14 protein-coding genes are annotated in these 19,246 nt (G+C 57.2%); 10 read left to right on the top strand and 4 right to left on the bottom strand.

Annotated elements, in window-relative coordinates:
* Positions 1-15: 15 nt before the first annotated feature.
* The 7 genes from OHL22_RS10295 to OHL22_RS10265 all read left to right on the top strand — a co-directional run bounded on the left by OHL22_RS10295 (position 16) and on the right by OHL22_RS10265 (position 11,459).
* Positions 16-717: a hypothetical protein gene (locus OHL22_RS10295; protein ID WP_263336517.1), complete on the top strand. Its 702-nt coding sequence runs from the start codon at positions 16-18 to the stop codon at positions 715-717.
* An 88-nt stretch (positions 718-805) separates the two neighbouring features.
* Entirely contained in the window at positions 806-2,791 is a 1,986-nt protein-coding gene (locus tag OHL22_RS10290; RefSeq protein ID WP_263336512.1) for an ABC-F family ATP-binding cassette domain-containing protein, read from the top strand.
* A gap of 75 nt (positions 2,792-2,866) precedes the next feature.
* Entirely contained in the window at positions 2,867-3,433 is a 567-nt protein-coding gene (locus OHL22_RS10285; protein WP_263336509.1) for a sugar O-acetyltransferase, read from the top strand.
* A 111-nt stretch (positions 3,434-3,544) separates the two neighbouring features.
* Positions 3,545-4,495, top strand: coding sequence for a sugar phosphate isomerase/epimerase family protein (locus tag OHL22_RS10280; protein WP_263336506.1), 951 nt, complete (start codon positions 3,545-3,547; stop codon positions 4,493-4,495).
* 39 nt (positions 4,496-4,534) lie between these two features.
* A complete protein-coding gene (locus tag OHL22_RS10275) occupies positions 4,535-5,809 on the top strand; it encodes a Gfo/Idh/MocA family protein (protein ID WP_263336502.1) in 1,275 nt (424 codons plus the stop codon).
* A 215-nt stretch (positions 5,810-6,024) separates the two neighbouring features.
* Positions 6,025-8,517 carry an ABC transporter permease gene (locus OHL22_RS10270; RefSeq protein ID WP_263336498.1) on the top strand — a complete coding sequence of 831 codons (2,493 nt, stop codon included), beginning with the start codon at positions 6,025-6,027 and terminating at the stop codon, positions 8,515-8,517.
* Positions 8,518-8,612: 95 nt separating this feature from the next.
* A complete protein-coding gene (locus OHL22_RS10265) occupies positions 8,613-11,459 on the top strand; it encodes a phosphoenolpyruvate carboxylase (RefSeq protein ID WP_263336494.1) in 2,847 nt (948 codons plus the stop codon).
* A gap of 20 nt (positions 11,460-11,479) precedes the next feature.
* Here the strand turns inward: OHL22_RS10265 and OHL22_RS10260 are convergent, their stop codons facing one another.
* Complete coding sequence (locus OHL22_RS10260) at positions 11,480-12,193, bottom strand: Crp/Fnr family transcriptional regulator (protein WP_263336491.1); 714 nt, start codon at positions 12,191-12,193, stop codon at positions 11,480-11,482.
* A gap of 197 nt (positions 12,194-12,390) precedes the next feature.
* Between OHL22_RS10260 and OHL22_RS10255 the strand changes: the two genes are divergently transcribed.
* Positions 12,391-12,783 carry a response regulator gene (locus tag OHL22_RS10255; protein WP_263336487.1) on the top strand — a complete coding sequence of 131 codons (393 nt, stop codon included), beginning with the start codon at positions 12,391-12,393 and terminating at the stop codon, positions 12,781-12,783.
* Positions 12,784-12,857: 74 nt separating this feature from the next.
* Here OHL22_RS10255 and bamD read toward each other — a convergent pair whose 3' ends face one another.
* Both bamD and rpe read right to left on the bottom strand, forming a co-directional pair.
* Complete coding sequence (gene bamD / locus OHL22_RS10250) at positions 12,858-14,456, bottom strand: outer membrane protein assembly factor BamD (RefSeq protein WP_263336484.1); 1,599 nt, start codon at positions 14,454-14,456, stop codon at positions 12,858-12,860.
* 112 nt (positions 14,457-14,568) lie between these two features.
* Positions 14,569-15,243 (bottom strand): ribulose-phosphate 3-epimerase, encoded by a 675-nt coding sequence (gene rpe / locus OHL22_RS10245; protein WP_263336887.1) that lies wholly within the window; start codon positions 15,241-15,243, stop codon positions 14,569-14,571.
* Positions 15,244-15,356: 113 nt separating this feature from the next.
* Here rpe and OHL22_RS10240 point away from each other — a divergent pair, with 113 nt between their 5' ends.
* Positions 15,357-16,664, top strand: coding sequence for a DUF2264 domain-containing protein (locus tag OHL22_RS10240; protein ID WP_317890893.1), 1,308 nt, complete (start codon positions 15,357-15,359; stop codon positions 16,662-16,664).
* Between the two features lie 137 nt (positions 16,665-16,801).
* The gene (locus OHL22_RS10235; protein WP_263336481.1) at positions 16,802-17,983 is read left to right on the top strand and encodes a glycoside hydrolase family 27 protein; all 1,182 of its coding nucleotides are present in this window, start codon (positions 16,802-16,804) and stop codon (positions 17,981-17,983) included.
* On the opposite strand, the gene OHL22_RS10230 is transcribed toward OHL22_RS10235, so the two are convergent.
* On the bottom strand, positions 17,984-19,234 hold the full coding sequence (locus OHL22_RS10230) for a UvrB/UvrC motif-containing protein (RefSeq protein WP_263336478.1): 1,251 nt from the start codon (positions 19,232-19,234) through the stop codon (positions 17,984-17,986).
* Positions 19,235-19,246: the final 12 nt, after the last annotated feature.

Below are 19,246 nucleotides of genomic sequence, written 5' to 3'. Positions count from 1 at the left end.
GAGAGTTCTGTTGCGATGCGCTATCGGTTCCGGAAAATTCTGGTTCTTACAGTTCTGCTGATGGCGGTGAGGGGCCAGTTCGCATTCAGCCAGGGATCGAGTGCTTCGCATGCGGCTAACTCCGAAACCTGGAATGGATGGTACTACCAGACGCCTGCGGGCTGGCACGCGCAGGCCACGCCGGAAGCGATGGTGTTTATTCCGGCGCAGCCTGGATCGCTGAACCGGATGCGTTTGATGGCCCCAGAACCTATGTGGGGTACGCTTTCGGAATGGTTCATGAATGTGTCGCGGCGTGAGGCTTCCGGCTACAAGTCGTTTCATCTGAATTCAGCGCAGCAGGCCAGCACGGTGCATGGCAAGCCGAGGGTTTATTGCACAGGGCAAGCGATTAACGCACAGGGGCAGCAGTTGGTGATCTCGTATGAGGGCATTGAAAGCCTCGACGGCAAGGGATTGCTGATGGCAACCGAGTTCGAAACGCTAAGCTCCTTTCGATACCTGGCGACATACGGTAGATTTGTGGCGTCGCTAGAGCCGGGAACAGTGGAGCATGCAATGGCGAACCACTCTGCCAGGCGAAATCCATCCCAGGATGCAAATCAGCCACCACCTGGGTCGCAACACCATCGCGAGACCGACCAGACAAATAAGCCGGGAACGCAGTTGCGGTCTACCCCCAAGGCTTCAGATCAGCAGTCACAGCCAAAGCTGTAGACGTAGATACGAGCTAAATCTACCGTTATCTCGAGCTGAAATGCGGCTGGATGCAACGAGTTGCCCCAAGGCGATACCCTGAAGAGGCATGCTTTCGTTACAAAATGCTGGCAAACGCTTTGGCGCGCGAATTCTGTTCACTGAGGCCAACTGGCTGATTACAGCGAAGGAGAAAACGGCGCTGGTGGGTGCCAACGGCACGGGCAAATCCACGCTGATGAAGGTGCTGGCTGGACTGGAAACCCTGGATTACGGCGAGATGCAGCGTACGCGCGGTATGTCCATCGGGTATTTGCCGCAGGAAGGGTTAAGGCTCAGCGGGCGCACCGTCTTTGAGGAGTGCCTGACGGTCTTCGACGAACTGCGCGCGATGGAGACAGAGATCGAGTCGGTGGCCGGGCAGATGGCCATCCTTGATCGCGCGAGCGCGGAGTATACCTCGGCTGCTGAGCGCTACTCGATGCTGCAGGCACGTTTTCACGCGCTGGATGGATATGCGCTGGATGCTCAGGTAGGCACCGTGCTTACGGGGCTTGGTTTCGGCAAAGAGGATTGGGCGCGCCGGACAGAGGAGTTCTCGGGCGGATGGCAGATGCGCATTGCGCTGGCGAAGCTGTTGCTGGCAAGGCCTAACCTTCTTCTTCTCGACGAGCCGACGAACCATCTGGATCTGGAAACGCGTAACTGGTTGGAGAGTTATCTGCGTGCCTACCCTTTTGGCTATGTGCTGATCTCGCATGACCGGTACTTTCTTGACGTGACCGTAGACCGAACAGTCGAGGTCTGGAACAAGAAGCTCAACATTTACGCGGGCAACTACACGAAATATCTGAAGCAGAAGGAAGACCGCAAAGCGCAGTTAATCGCCGCATACAAGAATCAGCGTGACCAGATTGAGCATCTCGAATCGTTCATCAACCGCTTTCGCGCGCAGGCGACGAAGGCGAAGCAGGTGCAGTCACGAATCAAGGAGCTTGAGAAGATCGAGCGCATCGAGGTTCCGGAAGAAGAACCGGTGATCCACTTTAGTTTTCCGCAGCCGCCGCCTTCGGGACGCACGGTGGTTACGGCGAAGGATCTGAAAAAGAGCTACGGCGAAAAGCAGGTTCTTACGGGCGCGAATAGCAATGGCATTAGCTTTACTATTGAGCGCGGCGACCGCATTGCACTGGTGGGGCACAATGGTGCGGGCAAATCGACACTGATCCGGCTGCTAACAGGAGTGGAAGCGGCGACCTCAGGCACTGTACAGCTTGGGCATAACGTGGTGCCGGAGTACTTTGCGCAGGATCAGTACAAGGTGCTCGATCCGGACGCGCGGATGATCGATGAGATGAATCGCGCGGCGCGCAAAGTGCCGGAGGTGGAGCTGCGCTCGCTGCTGGGTTGTTTTCTTTTCTCAGGCGACGATGTTTTCAAGACGCTCGGTGTGTTGTCAGGCGGTGAGCGTAATCGCTTTGCGCTGGCGCGGATCCTGGTTTCTCCATCGAATTTTCTGCTGCTCGACGAGCCCACAAACCATCTCGATATGCGCGCAAAAGATGTGCTGTTGGAAGCGATCGAGGCCTTCTCCGGCACGGTAATTTTCGTTTCGCATGACCGCTACTTCCTCGACAGGCTGGCGACGAAGGTGATGGAGGTGAAGGACGGTAATATTGAGATGTACCCCGGCGGCTATGCAGATTTCGTGCGGGATCGTGAAGCTGCCGAGCAGGGTACGGCGCCGAAGACAGCGGAAGCTGCATCGGTTGCACCCACGGTAGCACCTGTGGCGGGGAGTGTTGCGGCAGCGAACGACGGTTCGGCCCCTGCCCCTGGCAAGGAGAAAGTGCGCAGACTGAATCCGATCAAGCTGAAGCAGATGGAGGATCGTTGCGCGTTTCTTGAGGAAGAGGTGCCGCGCATTGAAGCCGCCATCGCAACAACCGAGACGGCACTGGGGAACTTTGTTTCCGTCGCTGAAACAGAACGGCAAACGAAGCTGCTCGATGACCTGCGCGAGCAGTTAACGAAACTGACCGCTGAGTGGGAAGAGCTGATGATGGCTCTGGAAGAGCAGGCAGCGCTGCAGTAACACTGTTGCGCGGTATCAGAATGCCAACCTCGTAGTTGGAACGCACGTTTGATGGCACGTTAAGGAAAATCGCGAATGTCGGATGAGAACAGCGCCAGGATCATTCACAGGAGGACGCCGGAGTCTGCGGCGATGTTGGCGAATGTCAAACGAGCGATGGCGATTACGGCTGCGCTGAACCGTTTGACATTCAATGACGCGGACGAAGTTAGGGCTTTATTTAGCGAGCTCATCGGTAAGAAGGTAGACGAGAGCTTTCTGCTGATTCCGCCGTTCTATACGACAGGTGGAGACGAAATCCGCGTCGGGCGTAATGTTTTCATCAATCAAAACTGTACTTTCTATGATCTTGGCGGACTCGACATTGCGGACGATGTGATGATTGGCCCGAACGTGAGCATCATCACGAGTGGTCATCCGCTTGAGCCATCGAAGCGTCGCATCGCGACAATCGGAAAACAGATAGTGATTGAGCGCAATGTTTGGATCGCAGCCGGCGCAACTATTATCGGCGGGGTTACAGTAGGTGAAAACTCGGTAGTTGCCGCGGGCTCGGTGATCACTAAGAACGTTCCACCGAATACTCTTGTGGGAGGGAATCCCGCGCGGGTGATTCGTTCGATCGGGGCTGAGCAATCATAGGTAACAAGTCTTTAGCGGGATTTCAGGCTACGATACTGCCTGGCGCTGCGGCTCGTTACGAGAGTGTGGATGCGTGGTGTAGGCTGGTGTTTCGAATAAAGAGGTTAAGCTATGGACCGAAGAGAGTTTATTGGTGGTGCAATGGCGGCGGCAGCTGCGGGTGCAATGAGTAAGGCTGTACCGGCTGCGGCCATAGCTCATGCGCCGTTGAAGCCAATGGAAATTGGGCTGCTGATTGTGCCGTATTCTGCTCCGGAAGAGAAGTTCAAGGTGCTCAAAGATCTTGGTCTTCGCAACTGCTATCTATCGCTCGATGGCTATATCGACCCTGGTGGCAGCGGCTTTACTCCTCAAGTGGTCGATCTGTATCGTGGGCTGATCGATAAATATGGCATCACAGTGACGACGGTTGAGGTGGTTGGTCCACCACCGCTGGTGTGGGACTTCGAGCACGGCCCTTCGACGATCGGCTTGGTGCCTCCGAAGACGCGGACGGCGCGCATCGATGCGCTGAAGCAGGCTTCGGATTTTGCGAAGCAGCTCGGAATCCAGCAAGTGCAGACGCATTGTGGATTTATCCCGGAAGATCCGGCGGACGCGCTGTATCCAGGAGCGGTGGAGGCGATTCGCGCGGTGACTGAGCATTGTCACGGCAATGGCCAGTACTTTCTGATGGAGACAGGGCAGGAGACGCCGACGGCGATGTCGCGTATGATTCGCGACGTGAATATGCCAAATCTCGCTGTGGGGCTCGATACGGCGAATCTGATTCTGTATGGCAAGGCGAATCCGGTAGATGCGGTCGATATTCTCGGGCCACATGTGCGCGGCATACATGCCAAAGATGGCAATTGGCCTACCGATCCGGACAAGCTGGGAGAAGAGGTGGAGATCGGCAAAGGCATCGTAAACTTCAAGGAAGTTTTCACCAAGCTACACAAGCTCGGATACACAGGCGCGGTGACAATTGAGCGCGAAACCTCCGGGCCGCAGCAGATCGAGGATGTGCGGCATGAGAAGGTGTATCTGCAGCGCATTCTGGATGAGGTGTTTGCTTCGTAGCGATTGATATCAATATCGATTTCAGGGAGAGCGCGTTCTATGGATCGACGGCAGTTTATACAGACAGCGGGTGTGGCTTCAGGGCTGCTTCTTGTGAAGCCGAGCACGGCGTTTGGCTATCAGGCGAATTCGGCAGTGCGGCACGCGCTGCTCGGCTGTGGCAACCGCGGCACTGGCGTTGCCACTTCGTTTGCGCAGAACACGAGCGCACAGATTGTAGCGCTGGGCGACATCTTTGCGGACAACCTTGCAAAGGGGCACGAGCACTTCAACAAGGTCAATGCTGATCTCGGCAAAGCGGCCATCAATGACAAGCTTCTGTTTCGTGGGCCGCATGCCTTTGAAGAGCTGGCACACTCGCCGGATGTGGACCTGATCCAGATTTCGACGCCGCCTTTCTTTCACGTGCAGCATCTGGGAGCGGCCGTCGCCGGTGGAAAGCATGTCTATTGCGAAAAGCCGGTAGGCATCGATGTGAAGCAGGCGCGGCAGGCGCTTGAGATCGCCAAGCGCGTCAAGCCGACGCAGAGCGTTGCGGTCGGATTCCAATGCCGGAATGCGCCGCCGATCGCAGCTCTGGCCGAGCACATTCGTGGCGGAGCACTTGGTAAGACCGCAGTGGTAGTGGGTAACTACAACGCACCGGCCTCTACGGAGAAGACGCGCGAGGGCGAAGGCAAGGACGAATACAGGCTGCGCAACTGGTTGTGGGACCGCGCTCTCTCGGGTGACATTCTTGTCGAGCAGAATATTCATATCATCGATCTCTGCAACTGGATCCTGGGCACAAAGCCGGTGAAGGCGTCAGCAACGGGTGGCCGGAATGTTCTGAATCACTGGGGAGACATCTGGGATAACTATCAGGTCGATTATCACTATCCCGGCGATGTGAAGCTGTCATTCGCTTCGACGCAGTTTGGCGCGTACGGCGGATTCGATGCGGGCTTGAAGTTCTATGGCTCCGAAGGCATGGCGACCTGTCCATACTCAGGACCGGTAAAGATTCTTGGCTCACAGGCTTGGGAGTGGCAGGACCCGGATCAGCCGGCGGCGCAGGAGGGATCCGGTAAATTCGCCGCAAATGGCGCCTTCCTCGACAATCTGAAATATGCAGATCGTGACAAGGAACGCGCTTTTATCGAGACCATTACTTCAGGCAAGCCGATCAACGAGATTGCCTCAGGCGTGGACACGGCGTTGAGCTGCATGCTGGGCCGCATGGCAGGCTACCAGAAGCACGAAGTGACGTGGGATGAGCTGATGGCGCATGGCGAGACGTATGAGCTCGGCATGGATCTGAATCAATTTGCGTGAGACTCAGCCCATAAGCCGATTGCAGCCAAGACACGCAACCTCCGGGTCGCGTGTTCGTTTATGGAGAGATAATCACTTTCTCGCGAGAGCAAGGAAATTCAGTGGTCACTGAATAAGCCTGAGAGTGGCTATTGAACCAACCTGACCGTGCCCGCGTATAGTCTGGCAGGCGAGGTGCATGCCCATCTCGTTTCCGAGCGTTCGCGAGGTTTCTTATGCAGGCCTTAATTCTGGACACGAAGGTGGCCATTCGGCAATTGCTGAAGTCGCCCGGCTTTACTCTTACCGCGCTGCTGATGCTGGCGCTGGGCATTGGCTCGACGACAGCTATCTTCTCCATTGTGGAGGGCGTGCTGCTGCGGCCGCTGCCATTTCCTGAGTCGAACCGGCTGATGGTGCTTGCGGACACGATTGCGGGCGTCAATGTTGGCGGTAACGGAGAGGCGGGAGTGACGGTGCAGGGCATTCGTACTTACTCTCGCGACACGCATACGTTTGCAGCATTGGGCGGCTATACTTTCAACGGCTATGAGCTCTCGGGTGTAAGCGAACCAGCGCAGGTCAATGCGGCGCGTCTGACGGCAGGCGTCTTTCAGGCATTGCAGGTAACGCCATTGTTCGGGCGTGTGTTTACCTCGGACGAGGACGAACATAGCGTGCAGGTTGCCGTGTTGAGTTATTCGGCGTGGCGAAGCCGTTTCCACGGCGATGAGCGAGTCATTGGCACGAAGATCCTGCTGGATCGCAAGCCGTATCTCGTGATCGGCGTTATGCCGAAGGGATTTGAATTTCCATTACAGCCTGGGCAGCTTAATCATGTCGAGCTTTGGGTGCCGATGAGTTTCAGTCCGCAGGAGCTTTCGCCGCAGGCCGCTGCCAACTGGAGCTATCAGATGGTGGGCCGGCTGAAACCGGGAGTCTCGCCGCAGCAGGCGCAAACCGACGCTAACCGTGTGGCGCAAGAGATCATGCGCGGCTTTCCGGCAGAAATAGCGAACCTGCGCATTAGCCCTGTGGTGCGGCCATTGCAGGAAGAGACGATTGAGCAGTCGCGTCCTCTGATCCGAACGCTGTTTCTCGCCGTAGCTGTCGTTCTGCTGATTGCGTGCGCAAATTTGGCGGGACTGATGCTGGTACGCGCAATGAGAAGACAGCGTGAAGTTGCGGTACGACTGGCCCTCGGCGCAAGAGCGATTGCCCTGTTGCGGCAATCCCTGATGGAGAGTCTGCTTCTGAGTGTTAGTGGCGGACTGATCGGTCTGGGTCTTGCGGCGCTTGCCTTGTTTGTGGGCAAGCGGCTGTTGCCTGAGAGTCTGCCCAGAGTCAGCGAGATTGGGCTTGACTGGAGTGTGGTTGGATTTGCGCTGCTGCTGGGTATCGTGACCGGTGCGCTTTGTGGCCTTGCGCCCGCATTCGCAGCATTACGGACGAATGTCAATGACACGTTGAAAGAGGGAGGGCGCAGCGGGACAGCGGGCGGAAGTCATGCGCGGCTCCGTTCTGCGCTTGTGATTGCAGAGATCGCTGTGGCACTGGTACTGCTGACGGCATCGGGGCTGCTGTTGCGCAGCTTTGACAAGATGCGCCATGTGAATCTTGGTTATGCGCCGGAGAACGTGACCACCGCTGCGTACTCGCTGCCGCAGAAGCAGTATTCGACTCAGACACAGGTAGATGTTTTCAACAAAGAGTTGCTGAGGCGGCTGAGAGAGCTTCCCGGCGCTGCTTCGGTGGGCTTTACGAGCTTCTTGCCAGCTTCCGGCAACAATAACAACCAGGTTTTTGTCGTTGAAGGATATACGCCCCCAAAGGGCGCGGATATGAATCTTGCCACAGTAGCCACCGTCATGGGCGACTACTTCAACGCCATGCGAATTCCGTTGCTGCGTGGGCGATATTTCACTGAAGCAGACAAGCATGGATCTCAACTTGTATTGATCGTGAATCACAAGCTGGCGCAGAAGTATTGGCCTAATCAGGATCCGATCGGCAAGCACCTTCGGGTTGGCACCGAGCAGATGAAGACGCCGTGGATGACGGTCGTGGGTGAAGTGGTGGATGTAAAGCTGAACTCTCCCGATGAGGTGACGAAGGAGCAATACTATATTTCGCTCGATCAATCCGAAGATGCTATCGGAGACATGGCACAGCCTGGAGATATTAACGGCAACGGCGGCTATATCGTGTTGCGCTCGATGTTGCCCGCTGAGCGGATGGAGAATTCGTTGACAGCCACAGTGCGTGCGCTTGATCCGCAACTGGCGCTGACCCAGGTGCAGACCATGGAGCACGCGGTTTCAGAGAGCGAGGCTCCGCGGCGATTTAACACTATACTGATCAGTAGTTTTGCCTTTGCCGCGGTGCTGCTGGCGGTGCTTGGCATCTACAGTGTGATCGCATTTTCGGTTGCGTCACGTATTCAGGAGATGGCGATCCGCATGGCTCTGGGCTCTCAACGCGCGGATATCATGCGCCTCATTATCAGCTCCGGAGCAAAAATGGCCGTAGTTGGTTGCGTGCTGGGGTTGGTTGGTGCCGCGGCTGCATCGGGCCTGTTGCGCTCTATACTGTTCGGTGTCAGCCCGTTCGATCCGGTGGTGATGGCCGGAGCTGCAATCGCGGTCTTTGCTCTGGCTATTGCTGCGTCGGCTTTGCCGGCGCGGCGCGCGGCGACCATCGATCCGATGCGCGCATTGCGGTCCGAATAATGTTTGGCGTGCAGGTGTAGAGCGCGGGCGGCAGGGGTCTGATTCTCCTGCCTGCTGGGATTCGTGCGAAATGGCTCAGGCATAATCAAAACATAATGGGTGTTTTGTGGAATCCGGAGAGCTGGCAGCAACGGCTGGCAGAGCTGCAGGATGACTCAGGTGAGCTGAAAGAGACGCCGCTTCGACGGGACGTTCGCTCGCTGGGCATGTTGCTGGGTGAGGTGCTGCGCGAGCAGGCCGGTGACGAGCTGTATGAGCAGGTCGAAGTATTGCGGCAGGGTACGATTCGTCGCCGTGAAGCTGAAGACCAGGGTGCGGAAGCAGCCGCCGCAGAGCACGCTGCCAACGCGATGGCCATGGTGCGCAAGCTACCTGTCGATCGCGCTCTATTGCTGACCCGCGCTTTCGGATTCTATTTTGAGCTAATCAATCTAGCAGAGACGAACCATCGCAAGCGCCGCAGACTGGCATTGCAGGTAAGCAGTGGAACGGGGCGGCAGCGCGGCTCGCTTGCCGGAACCCTGTGTGCGATGGCGCGGGTTGGCATTACGGCCGATGAGGCGCTGGAGTGGCTCCGCAAAATCCTGGTGGTACCCGTGTTCACAGCGCATCCCACTGAAGTTGCGCGGCGTTCCGTTATGTTCAAGCGGCGTCGCATCGGAGAACTGCTGGAGTTGTTGGACCGCATTCCGGTGGCAGAGAGTGAGCTGGCGCGACTGGAAGAGCAGGTGCTGGCTGAGATCACATCGCTCTGGCAGACCGACGAGGTACGCAGCCGCAGGCCAACCGTCTATGACGAGATCAAGATGGGGCTTGATTACTACGATGTCTCCATCTTTGCCACGCTGCCGAGCTTATACCGTGAAATCTCCGAAGCGTTGAATTCGGCTTATGGAATCAAGCTGGAACTGCATGAGTTGCCGAAGGTTCTCGCATTTGGCTCTTGGATCGGCGGTGACCGCGACGGCAATCCATTTGTGACGCCCGACGTGACACGCAACGCGATTCAACTGGCTCGGGAGCATCTACTGGGCTTTTACGATGACCAGTTGCAGAAAGTGATCGATTTGCTGTCGAGTTCAGCGCAGCAGACTCCAGTGAGCGAGGCGCTGCGTGCGCGGCTGGAAGAGTACGAAACACGCATTCGCACCGCGGTTTCGGAAGCATACGGGCAGAACTTCGAGTTCGAGCTGTACCGGCGGTTCCTGATCTGCATTCGTATGCGTGCGCGAAGAACCATGCAGGACGCCGGCATCGACACTGTACGGTTGCCGCGGCCATCGACGCTGATTGAATCGCAACCAATGCTGGAGCAGGTATTGCCGGGATATGCCTCGGCTCATGAGCTTGCTGCCGATCTGGAATTGCTGCGCGACTCACTGGCGACAAATCGGGGCCTGCGCATTGCGCGCAATCTGATAGATCCACTTCTTTTGCTGGTGAAGACGTTTGGGCTGCATCTGCATACACTCGATATCCGCCAACACGCGAAACAGCATGCGCAGGCGTTGAAAGAGGCGATCAAAGACACGATGGCGCATACGCTGCCCAAGCCTCCGTCCCCGGAAACGGCGAGCATTTTCGAGACTTTTCGCGTGATCGGAGAAGTGAAGGATGGCGTGACGCCGGAGGCGATCCGGCATTACGTGATTAGCGGCGCAACATGCGTGGATGACGTACTGGCTGTGATCCGGCTGGGACGGCTGGCTGGTGTGCGATTTGAGGGCGGCGAGGATGATCCGGGTTTGATGCCGGTACCGCTGTTCGAGTCGATTGAGGATCTGCGCAATGCGCCGGAGGTCTGCCGCGAGCTGTGGAAGCGGCCGGACTACCGTGCACTGCTAGAGACATGGGGCAACACGCAGGAGATCATGCTCGGTTACTCCGACTCCAACAAAGACGGTGGCATGCTAACCAGCACCTGGGAGATCTTCCGTGCGCATCGTGAATTGCATCAGGTTGCGCGCGAGGAAGGCGTGCATCTGCGGCTCTTCCATGGGCGAGGAGGAACGGTCGGTCGCGGCGGTGGCCCGACTCATCGTGCCATCTTTGCCCAGCCGCTGGACTCGTTTGAAGGGCAACTGCGCATCACGGAGCAGGGCGAGGTACTCAACTTCAAATATGCCGACGTGGTGCTGGCCGAGCGCAACCTGGAGCTGATGATTGCGGCTTCGCTCGACGCGCTTGCGCGGCCCAATCTGCGCGATCCAGAGGGGCACTTCAGTGGTGCGTTGAAGCCGGAGTGGGAAGAAGCGCTTGATACGCTTTCGACACTGGCTTACGAGTTCTATCGCGAACATATTCTCGAAGATTCGGGATTGCTGACATACTTCGCACAATCGACACCCATGACGGAGCTCGAACACGCCAAGATAGGTTCGCGCCCCTCCAAACGCAAGGGTTCGTTCAATTTAGATACGTTACGTGCGATTCCGTGGGTGTTTGGATGGACACAATCCCGGCTGTTGGTTCCCGCATGGTACGGCGTGGGATACGCCGTGGAGCAGTATCTCGCCGAAGATAGTCTGCGCGAACGGCGGCTGGCTACGCTACGTACGATGGCGCGCGAATGTCCCTTGTTCATCGATCTCATTCGCAACGTAGAGATGGCACTGGGCAAAGTGGACATGGGTACGGCGCGCCTTTACTCAACCCTGGTGGAAGATACAGCTCTGCGGCAACGGATATATGACGATTTTGAGCGCGAGTTCGATCGCTCAGTGGAAGCTGTGTTGGCGGTTACGGGACAGAAGGCGTTGCTGGAGAACAACGCGGTGCTGGCGCGATCGATTCGACTTCGCAATCCCTACGTTGACCCGATGCACCTGATCCAGGTAGATCTGCTGCGGCGTAAGCGCAAGGGAGAAGATACACCGGAAGTGAACCGCGCTATTTCTGCAACCATCAGCGGTATCGCCGCTGGACTGCGCAACACCGGCTGAGTATCGGAGTATACCTGGCTCTACTCGGCGATGGGCATGTCGAATTCGGCGTAATTTTTCAGGTGGTATTTGATGACCTGGTAGCATTCGCACGCGACCTTTTCAAGGCCGGGAGAGTCAACGATGCGCATGATTCCGCGCTTGTATTCGATAAGCCCCTTGCGCTTGAGACTGCCCGCTGCGAGGGTCACGGTAGCGCGAGTGCCTCCGAGCATATCGGCCAGCAACTCATGGCTCATGCGGAAGGTGTCAGTGTGCGAACGGTCTGAACAGACCAGCAGCCAGCGCGCCAGGCGTGGCTCAAACTGGTGCTTGGCATTGCACCCGACATATTGTGTGGCCTGATCGAGCTGTGCCTGAACATAGCGCAGCGCAAGCGTCTGGAAATCGCCGCCGAGACGAAACTCCTTGCGTGCGGCATCGACTGGCGAGGCGTAGCCATGGCCAGCGATCTGCGTATAGATGCGATTGAGAGAGCGTTTGGCTCCCATCAGAGATGAGACGCCGATGATGGATTCGAAGCCGAAGGTACTAACCTCCACCTGTGAGCCATCTTTGAAGGTAGCGGTCATCGAGGCCATTCCCGACTCGAGAAAATACAGGTACTTGATAGGTCTGTGAGGATACTCCATCTCGTAGTTGAGTTCGAATTTGACCGGTGCAAGATTGAGGCGTGAGACCGTCCTGGCATCAAGCATCCGCAATAGAGTGTTCTTGAAAATACCTGCTTCCACTTGTTGGTGCTCCTCAGTTGCAGCGGCAAAATACTGTTTCCAAACAGCTTATCCGTAAAATTCTTCACTCTACGTTCGATGTCGAACATACGGGCAAAGTCGAACCCGATACGCTCTGAAAGAACCGTTGTGGGCGAGTGGACGGTCATGGGCTCTGCATGCAGCAAAACCGAAGGTCAAACAAGAGAGGCTAATCCGTGTCCGAACTACATGATCGCCGTCGCGTTTTCGTCGTGGACGACGAGTCCATCATCGCTGTCACTTTAGCTACCATTCTTCAGAAAAACGGCTACAACGCGATTTCTTATACCGATCCGGCGAAGGCACTGACGGCTATCCACGAAAACCCTCCCGATCTGCTCATTACAGATGTGATGATGCCACGATTATCGGGTGTCGATCTGGCGATTGCGGTACGGAAATCCTTTCCGAAGTGCAAAATATTACTCTTTTCCGGCCAGGCAGCTACCGTTGGGCTGTTGCAGGAAGCCTCCGAGAATGGACACGCTTTCGACCTCATTACCAAACCGATTCATCCAACAGACCTGCTGGAGCGCATTCGCGTCGTGACGGAGGAGACAACCGCGTAGGTCGCAAATGATCCAGAAAAAGAATAGCCCGCCTGAGTGGCGGGCTATTCTTGGATTGGTGCTATGTGAAGAGATTAGAAGGGGTTAAGCTTCGAGAGCCCTTTCTTCTTTTTCTTCTTGCTCGAGGCATCTTCGCTCTCGTCCAGCTTTGGTTTCTTTGCTTTCGCCGACTTGCCGTTCGCGTCGGCGGTCTGCGCAGCCGGTTGCGGATTTGAACCAGACTTAATGTCATTGACCTGATCTGGAGCGGCAGAAGGTGCTTCAGCCGCAGGCAGTGTGGTCTGAGTGGTGCCGACAGACTTAACAACTGCATTTGGATCTTCAGCCGGTTTGTTAGCGTCTTTACTCGCATCCGCTGCTGAATTGGGCGCACTTACGATCGATACGCCAACAGAGTTGCCTCCGCTGCCGCTATCCTCGGAGCCGCCAACCTTCTCAAACTGCAACGGAGCCTGCGGTTGGTCGGAGCGCGGCGGTTCGTTTGGAGACGTCGGCTTCGCCGCTCCCGCGGCTTCTGTCGTAGATGAGGCCGATCCTGGCTGTGAAGTTTTGTAGGCTGCGAGGAAAATCTGTTGATTCTCCTTGGTAATTTCGGGCGCCGTGGTGCGGGTGGGCGAGGTCATTGTCGGTTCACCGACATGGGCTGCTTCCACTACCACCGGTCCGTGCTTGACCATGCCGAGCGCTTTGTCGGTAAACCGGACAGGCTGACGGCTCTGTTCTTCCGCTTCACTCTCTGCGATGGCGGCTTGCGTCGGCTCAGGTATGGGCCGGTTCATGGCAATGAGGCGGTCACGGGCATCCTCGACCATGGGGGCCATCGGGTAGCGAGTCACAACCTTGGCGTAGGCAGCGGCGGCTTTGTCATAGTACACCTGCTGCAGCCGCTCCCGAACCGCTGCCGGAAGTCCCTTGGCAAGCTGCACCTGTTTAGCTTCTCCGGCATAGTCGTCTCCGATTGTCAGCCAAACCTGATCGCTCCTGCTGTAGAGCGGGTATGTATCGGCCACTGTCTGCAGGCGGGCAATGGACCCCGGCCAGTTCAGACGACTGGAGTAGTAAGCGCCGATCTGATATTCGCGTTCTGCCAGCACTTCCTGCACCTCGCGCAGCCTTTGTTTGGCGCGCGGAATCAGGGAAGAATCGGGGAATTGCTGGATCATTTCGCGATACTTCTGCTCGGCTTTCTCGGCATTGGTGTAGTCGCGGTCGGGCTTTTCCATCTGCATGAAGTAGATGTCACCCACCTTCATCTTGGCTTCGGCGGCCTCGGGAGCAGTCGGGAAGAAGGTGATGAAGTCCTCGTACTCGGCCTCGGCCTGGGCCAGCGCCGCAGTGCCGCCCTCCTTGAACCAGGCGTCACCGACGGCCAGCTTGGCGCGCATCTGGTACTCAGACTGCGGATAGGTATTGAGCAGTGTCTGCAGATCGAGGCGGGCAACATCGAAGCGGCCCTTCTTCAGGGCAAGCATCGCCTTGTCATAGAGCTGCTTGTCAGGCTGCTTGCTGTTGACGTCAGCCAGCGGGTTGGCGCTAAGGTCTTCATTCTTCTTGTGCTTCTTCGGTTTTTCCTTCGCGTTGGCGGGAATGACCGAAAGAGCGATCGCAAGAATGCTCGCAGTGGAGACGATGCGGAGAGTTCTGCCGGGCATCGTGCATGTGAAAAGACTCATACCACCTCTGTGTCGCTGCACGCCGCCGGGGATTGCCTGCTGCCGCGCTGCTTTCCGAGAAAATTTTAACCGAAGGCCCACCCAAACCCGCGAGGGAATCAGTGCTACTTCCCTAAACCGCGATACCTGCCGCCGCTTTGGCGGCAGCCAGCAGCTCGCGCGCATTTTGTTCGGCTTTGCCGCTGCCGAAGACTGCATTCCCGGCAACCAACAGCTCCGCACCTGCTTGGACGACTTGAGCAATGGTATCGTGAGCCACGCCGCCATCCACTTCAATTCTAAACCGCAGGCCCAACTCCTCCCTGATTTCGGCGAGGCGACGGATCTTGTTGAGCGAAAAGTCGATAAATTTCTGTCCGCCAAAGCCAGGATTCACGCTCATGACGAGCACGTGGTGCAGCATCGGCAGAATTTCCAGCAGAACCTCAACGCGGGTTGCCGGATTGATGACAACGCCGGGTTTCAGGCCGTGGTTAAGAATCAGCTCGATGGTGCGGTGCAGATGCGGGCAGGCCTCGTAATGGACGCCGATCCAATTGGCGCCGGCGTCGGCAAATGCAGGGATATATTCGTTGGCGTTCTCGATCATCAGATGGCAGTCAAGCGGCAGATTTGTAGCCTTGCGCAGGCTCTTGACCACTGGGGGGCCGAGGGTGATGTTGGGGACAAAGTGCCCATCCATGACATCGACGTGGATGACGGTGCCGCCGCCACGCTCAGCCGCTGCTACTTCGTCGGCAAGGCGGGCAAAATCAGCGGAAAGAATCGAGGGCAGCAGTTCAACCATACCGGTCACGATGAAATTCCTCTTCGATGAAAGTGTATCGCAGGGCTTGTTGGAGCGATGTTGATGAAAGGCTTTGCAAGCCTGCCCAAGCTTAAGATGCCCTGCGGCATACAATGGCGACGGGAATGATGAGAAGCACGACGGAAACCGGGTCCATTTCTCGGAGGAAGTTGCTGAAAAACGCGGCAATGGCAGCGGCAGCGTTGCCTGCGCTGGCGCCTCTGCCTCCGCAGACGATCGCGGAGGTTTCAGGCGTCACCGGTTCAGATGACCACCAGTACTGGATATCGCTCATGAGCCGGGTGGGCGGGCCGGTACTGCATGCGCTTAGCGAGCGTCGTCTCAAGGAGCAGATGCCGGTAGAAGCGGCTCCGGGATTCGAGCAGGACCGGCGCCAGTACTCACATCTAGAAGCAATGGGACGTCTGCTGGCAGGGATGGCTCCCTGGCTGGAGTCGGGATCAGTCGGGGGCGAAGAAGGTAAGCTGCGCAATCAATATGCTGAGTGGGCACGGGCCGGGATTCAAGCTGGCACGGATCCAAAGTCGCCGGATTTCATGAACTTCAACAAAGGAGGCCAGCCGGTTGTCGATGCCGCATTTCTGGCTCTGGCGATACTGCGCGCGCCTACGGAGCTGTGGAAGAAGCTCGATGCAACGACGCAGCGCAACCTGGTTGCCGCGCTCGAATCGACGCGTGTAATCCAGCCCGGATACAGCAATTGGCTCCTGTTTCCGGCGACAATTGAGGCCGCACTTTCGATGATGGGCGTCTGGTGGGATCCGATGCGCGTGGATTACGCCGTGCGCAGCCTCGATAGCTGGTACAAGGGCGATGGAGTTTACGGCGACGGGCCGGAATTTCACTGGGACTACTACAACAGCTTCGTAATACATCCAATGCTGCTGGCGGTTCTCGATACGGTATCAAAAACATCGCCATCCTGGGACCGATTCAGAAAGCCAGCCTTGGAGCGCGCCGGGCGGTATGCGGCAATTCAGGAGCGGATGATTGCACCCGATGCGTCGTTTCCTCCGATCGGCCGCTCACTCGGCTATCGGTTTGGAGCGTTTCATCTGCTGGCCGATATGGCGCTGCGAAAGAATCTGCCGGAAGGTGTCCATCCGGCGCAAGTAAGAAGCGTGCTGACGGCGGTGATGCGGCGGATGGCTGAGGCTCCGGGAACGTTCGATGAGAATGGCTGGCTGCAAATCGGCTTCTCCGGGCATCAGCCGTCGATTGCTGAGAGCTACATCTCAACGGGAAGCTGCTATCTCTGCTCGGCCGCATGGCTGCCGCTGGGGCTGAATGCAAACGATCCTTTCTGGGCCGCGGAATCGATGCCGTGGACTTCAAAGCGGGTGTGGAACGGTGAAGCGGTGAGAGCGGATCATGCTCTCACACCGGCAGAAAAGGCTTAATATCCTCCATTTGGTCTGCGGATTGCATTTTCCTGTATCTGCGAAATTTCGGCGGCGATTGAACCGGATCGACTATTGATGGCGTGACGCGCTATTCTGGTGCCCGCTTTGCAAACGCTTACATTGGAGTCTGTCTGATGCGTGCCGTGGTTCGGATTGCCTGTCTCGCCTTTGTTGCTTCTACCGCCCTTTGGGCCCAGGAGAAAGCTGCTCCGTTGCCGCCCATGGGCTGGAATAGCTGGAACCACTTTGCCGGTCACGTGACCGATGCGGACGTGCGCTCGGCCGCAGACATGCTCGTCTCAACCGGGATGCGCGACGCCGGCTACGTCTATGTAAACGTTGATGACACCTGGCAGGGCACCCGTGACGCGCAGGGCGTGATCCATCCCAATGACCGCTTTCCCGACATGAAAGCGCTGGGTGACTACATCCATTCGAAAGGCCTGAAGTTCGGCATCTATTCTTCGCCTGGTCCGAAAACTTGCGGCGGCTATGCGGGCAGCATCGATCACGAGGCGCAGGACGCGAAGACCTACGCCGAGTGGGGTGTGGACTTCCTGAAGTACGACCTATGCTCCTATCAGGATCTGATGATCCAGGCGCAGAAGGAACACCCCGAAGACACAGGCATCAAGAACCGCATGATGATCGCGGCATATAAGAAGATGGGCGATGCGCTCAAGGCGACAGGCCGTCCAATTGTCTACAGCCTGTGCCAGTATGGAATAGATGATCCCTGGAAGTGGGGACCTGGCGTCGGTGCGTCCATGTGGCGCACGACTGACGATATCGACGACTCGTATGGGCGCATGATCGCCATCGGATTCAGCCAGGCTGGTCTATCGAAATATGCAGGTCCCGGTCATTGGAACGATCCGGACATGCTCGAAGTTGGCAACGGCAAGATGACGGCCGATGAATACCGTACGCACATGAGCCTGTGGGTACTGCTGGCCGCACCGCTGCTGGCCGGTAACGATCTGAGCAAAATGAGTGACATGGACAAGAGCATCCTGATGAACAAGGATGCAATCGCCATCGATCAGGACCCGCTGGCGAAACAAGGCGACCGGCTCTACGAGAGCGGTGATTTGGATGTGTGGACGAAACCGCTGAGTGGCGGGCGGGTAGCTGTGGGCCTGTTCAATCGAAGCTGGTCAACGCGCGATATCTCGGTAGATTTGGCGCAAATCGGTTTCAAAAACGGGGGCAACGTGCGCGATGTGTGGAAAGGTAAGGACCTCGGACACCGCTCCGGTGTCTTTACAGACACGATTCTGACGCACGGCGTGACGCTGTTGATTGTGAGCAAGTAGTTATTTGGCAGGTGGGGTCGGCTTGGGCAGGTTGCTGCCTGCCACTCGACCCACACTGCGCATCATCGATCGTAGCGGCCATTTGCCTTCTGCATCAGCGAAACAGATTTCCCCGGCACGCTTCTGCTGTGGACGGTAGTACCAGCGGGCCAGCAACGCCAGATGACCCTGCCGCAGCGTTGTGTTCACAGTGCTATCCTCCGAGCCCAATGCATCGAGTACCGACTCCATGCGGGCTTCGAGTACGTCGCGAGAGGCTTTAGTCATAGCACCTTGTTCAGGAACAGGCTGCACCGCCATGGGCTGCGCATAGAGTGAACTCGAGCCTGACTGCTCATTCTGAATGCGCATGCCGATGGTCGAGAATGGTTCAGGTCCATGAAAAACGCCGTCTTCAAAGAGGAAAACCGAAACCTCGTCTGACGCGGCTGAAGTCTGCAATACCGCTGCCCGCAGTTCGCTCATGGGGTGCACGAGTTCCGATGCGAGAGCCCGCACCGCTTCTATCTTTTCCACCTGCGCATGCAGCCGCGCAGCATCTTCGAACTCGAGATCCTCTGATGCCTTATCGCGCTGCCGCTGGATCGTAACGAGTCTACTCTCGCCACGCGTTGCGAGAAAACTGCGCACCGCTTCTGCTTCTTCGGCGTAGCGAGCGTCAGTGCAGGCTACCTGGCATGGCGCGAGACACATTTTCATCTCACCGTAGACGCAGCCGGGATGGCTTGGGCTGGGATCGAGATTCTCCTCACAGCGGCGCAGAAGGAACAGCTTCAGCAGCTCATCGGCGTAACGCTCAGCAGCAGCGCGCGAGGGGAAAGGTCCAAAAGCCCATTGGCCTTCCCGCTGGCCACGCCGGTTAGTGATGGTAACGTGCGGGAAGCGATTGCTGCCGTGAAACTTCACAAAAGCCGGAGGGCGCAGGTGCATACGCTCAAGAGCTTTTGCTCCGTAAACGGACTCCAGCAGTGAGAACTGTAGCAGCAGTGATTCAAACTCCGAACCAGTAAGCCGCCACGCAATACGTCGTACACGCGAGACAAGCTGCAGCCGCTTGGTCTGGCCCTTTGCCGGGCGCAGCAGACGTTCCAAACGGCGGCGTAGGTCGGGCGTGAGACCGATGTAAGGCTCTGCCTTTTCGTCTTCGCCATAAAGCGCAAAGACAGCCTTACGCGAAGGAAGCTGACGCAGCGCCTCTTCTGGACGAACTGGATCGAAGGCGAGGTTTTCCGTCAGCAGCAGGCTGGCCATGGGCTGATTCTA

Source organism: Acidicapsa dinghuensis (assembly GCF_025685685.1).
Taxonomy (GTDB): Bacteria; Acidobacteriota; Terriglobia; order Terriglobales; family Acidobacteriaceae; genus Acidicapsa; species Acidicapsa dinghuensis.
This window is presented reverse-complemented; position numbering and strand designations above follow the sequence as displayed.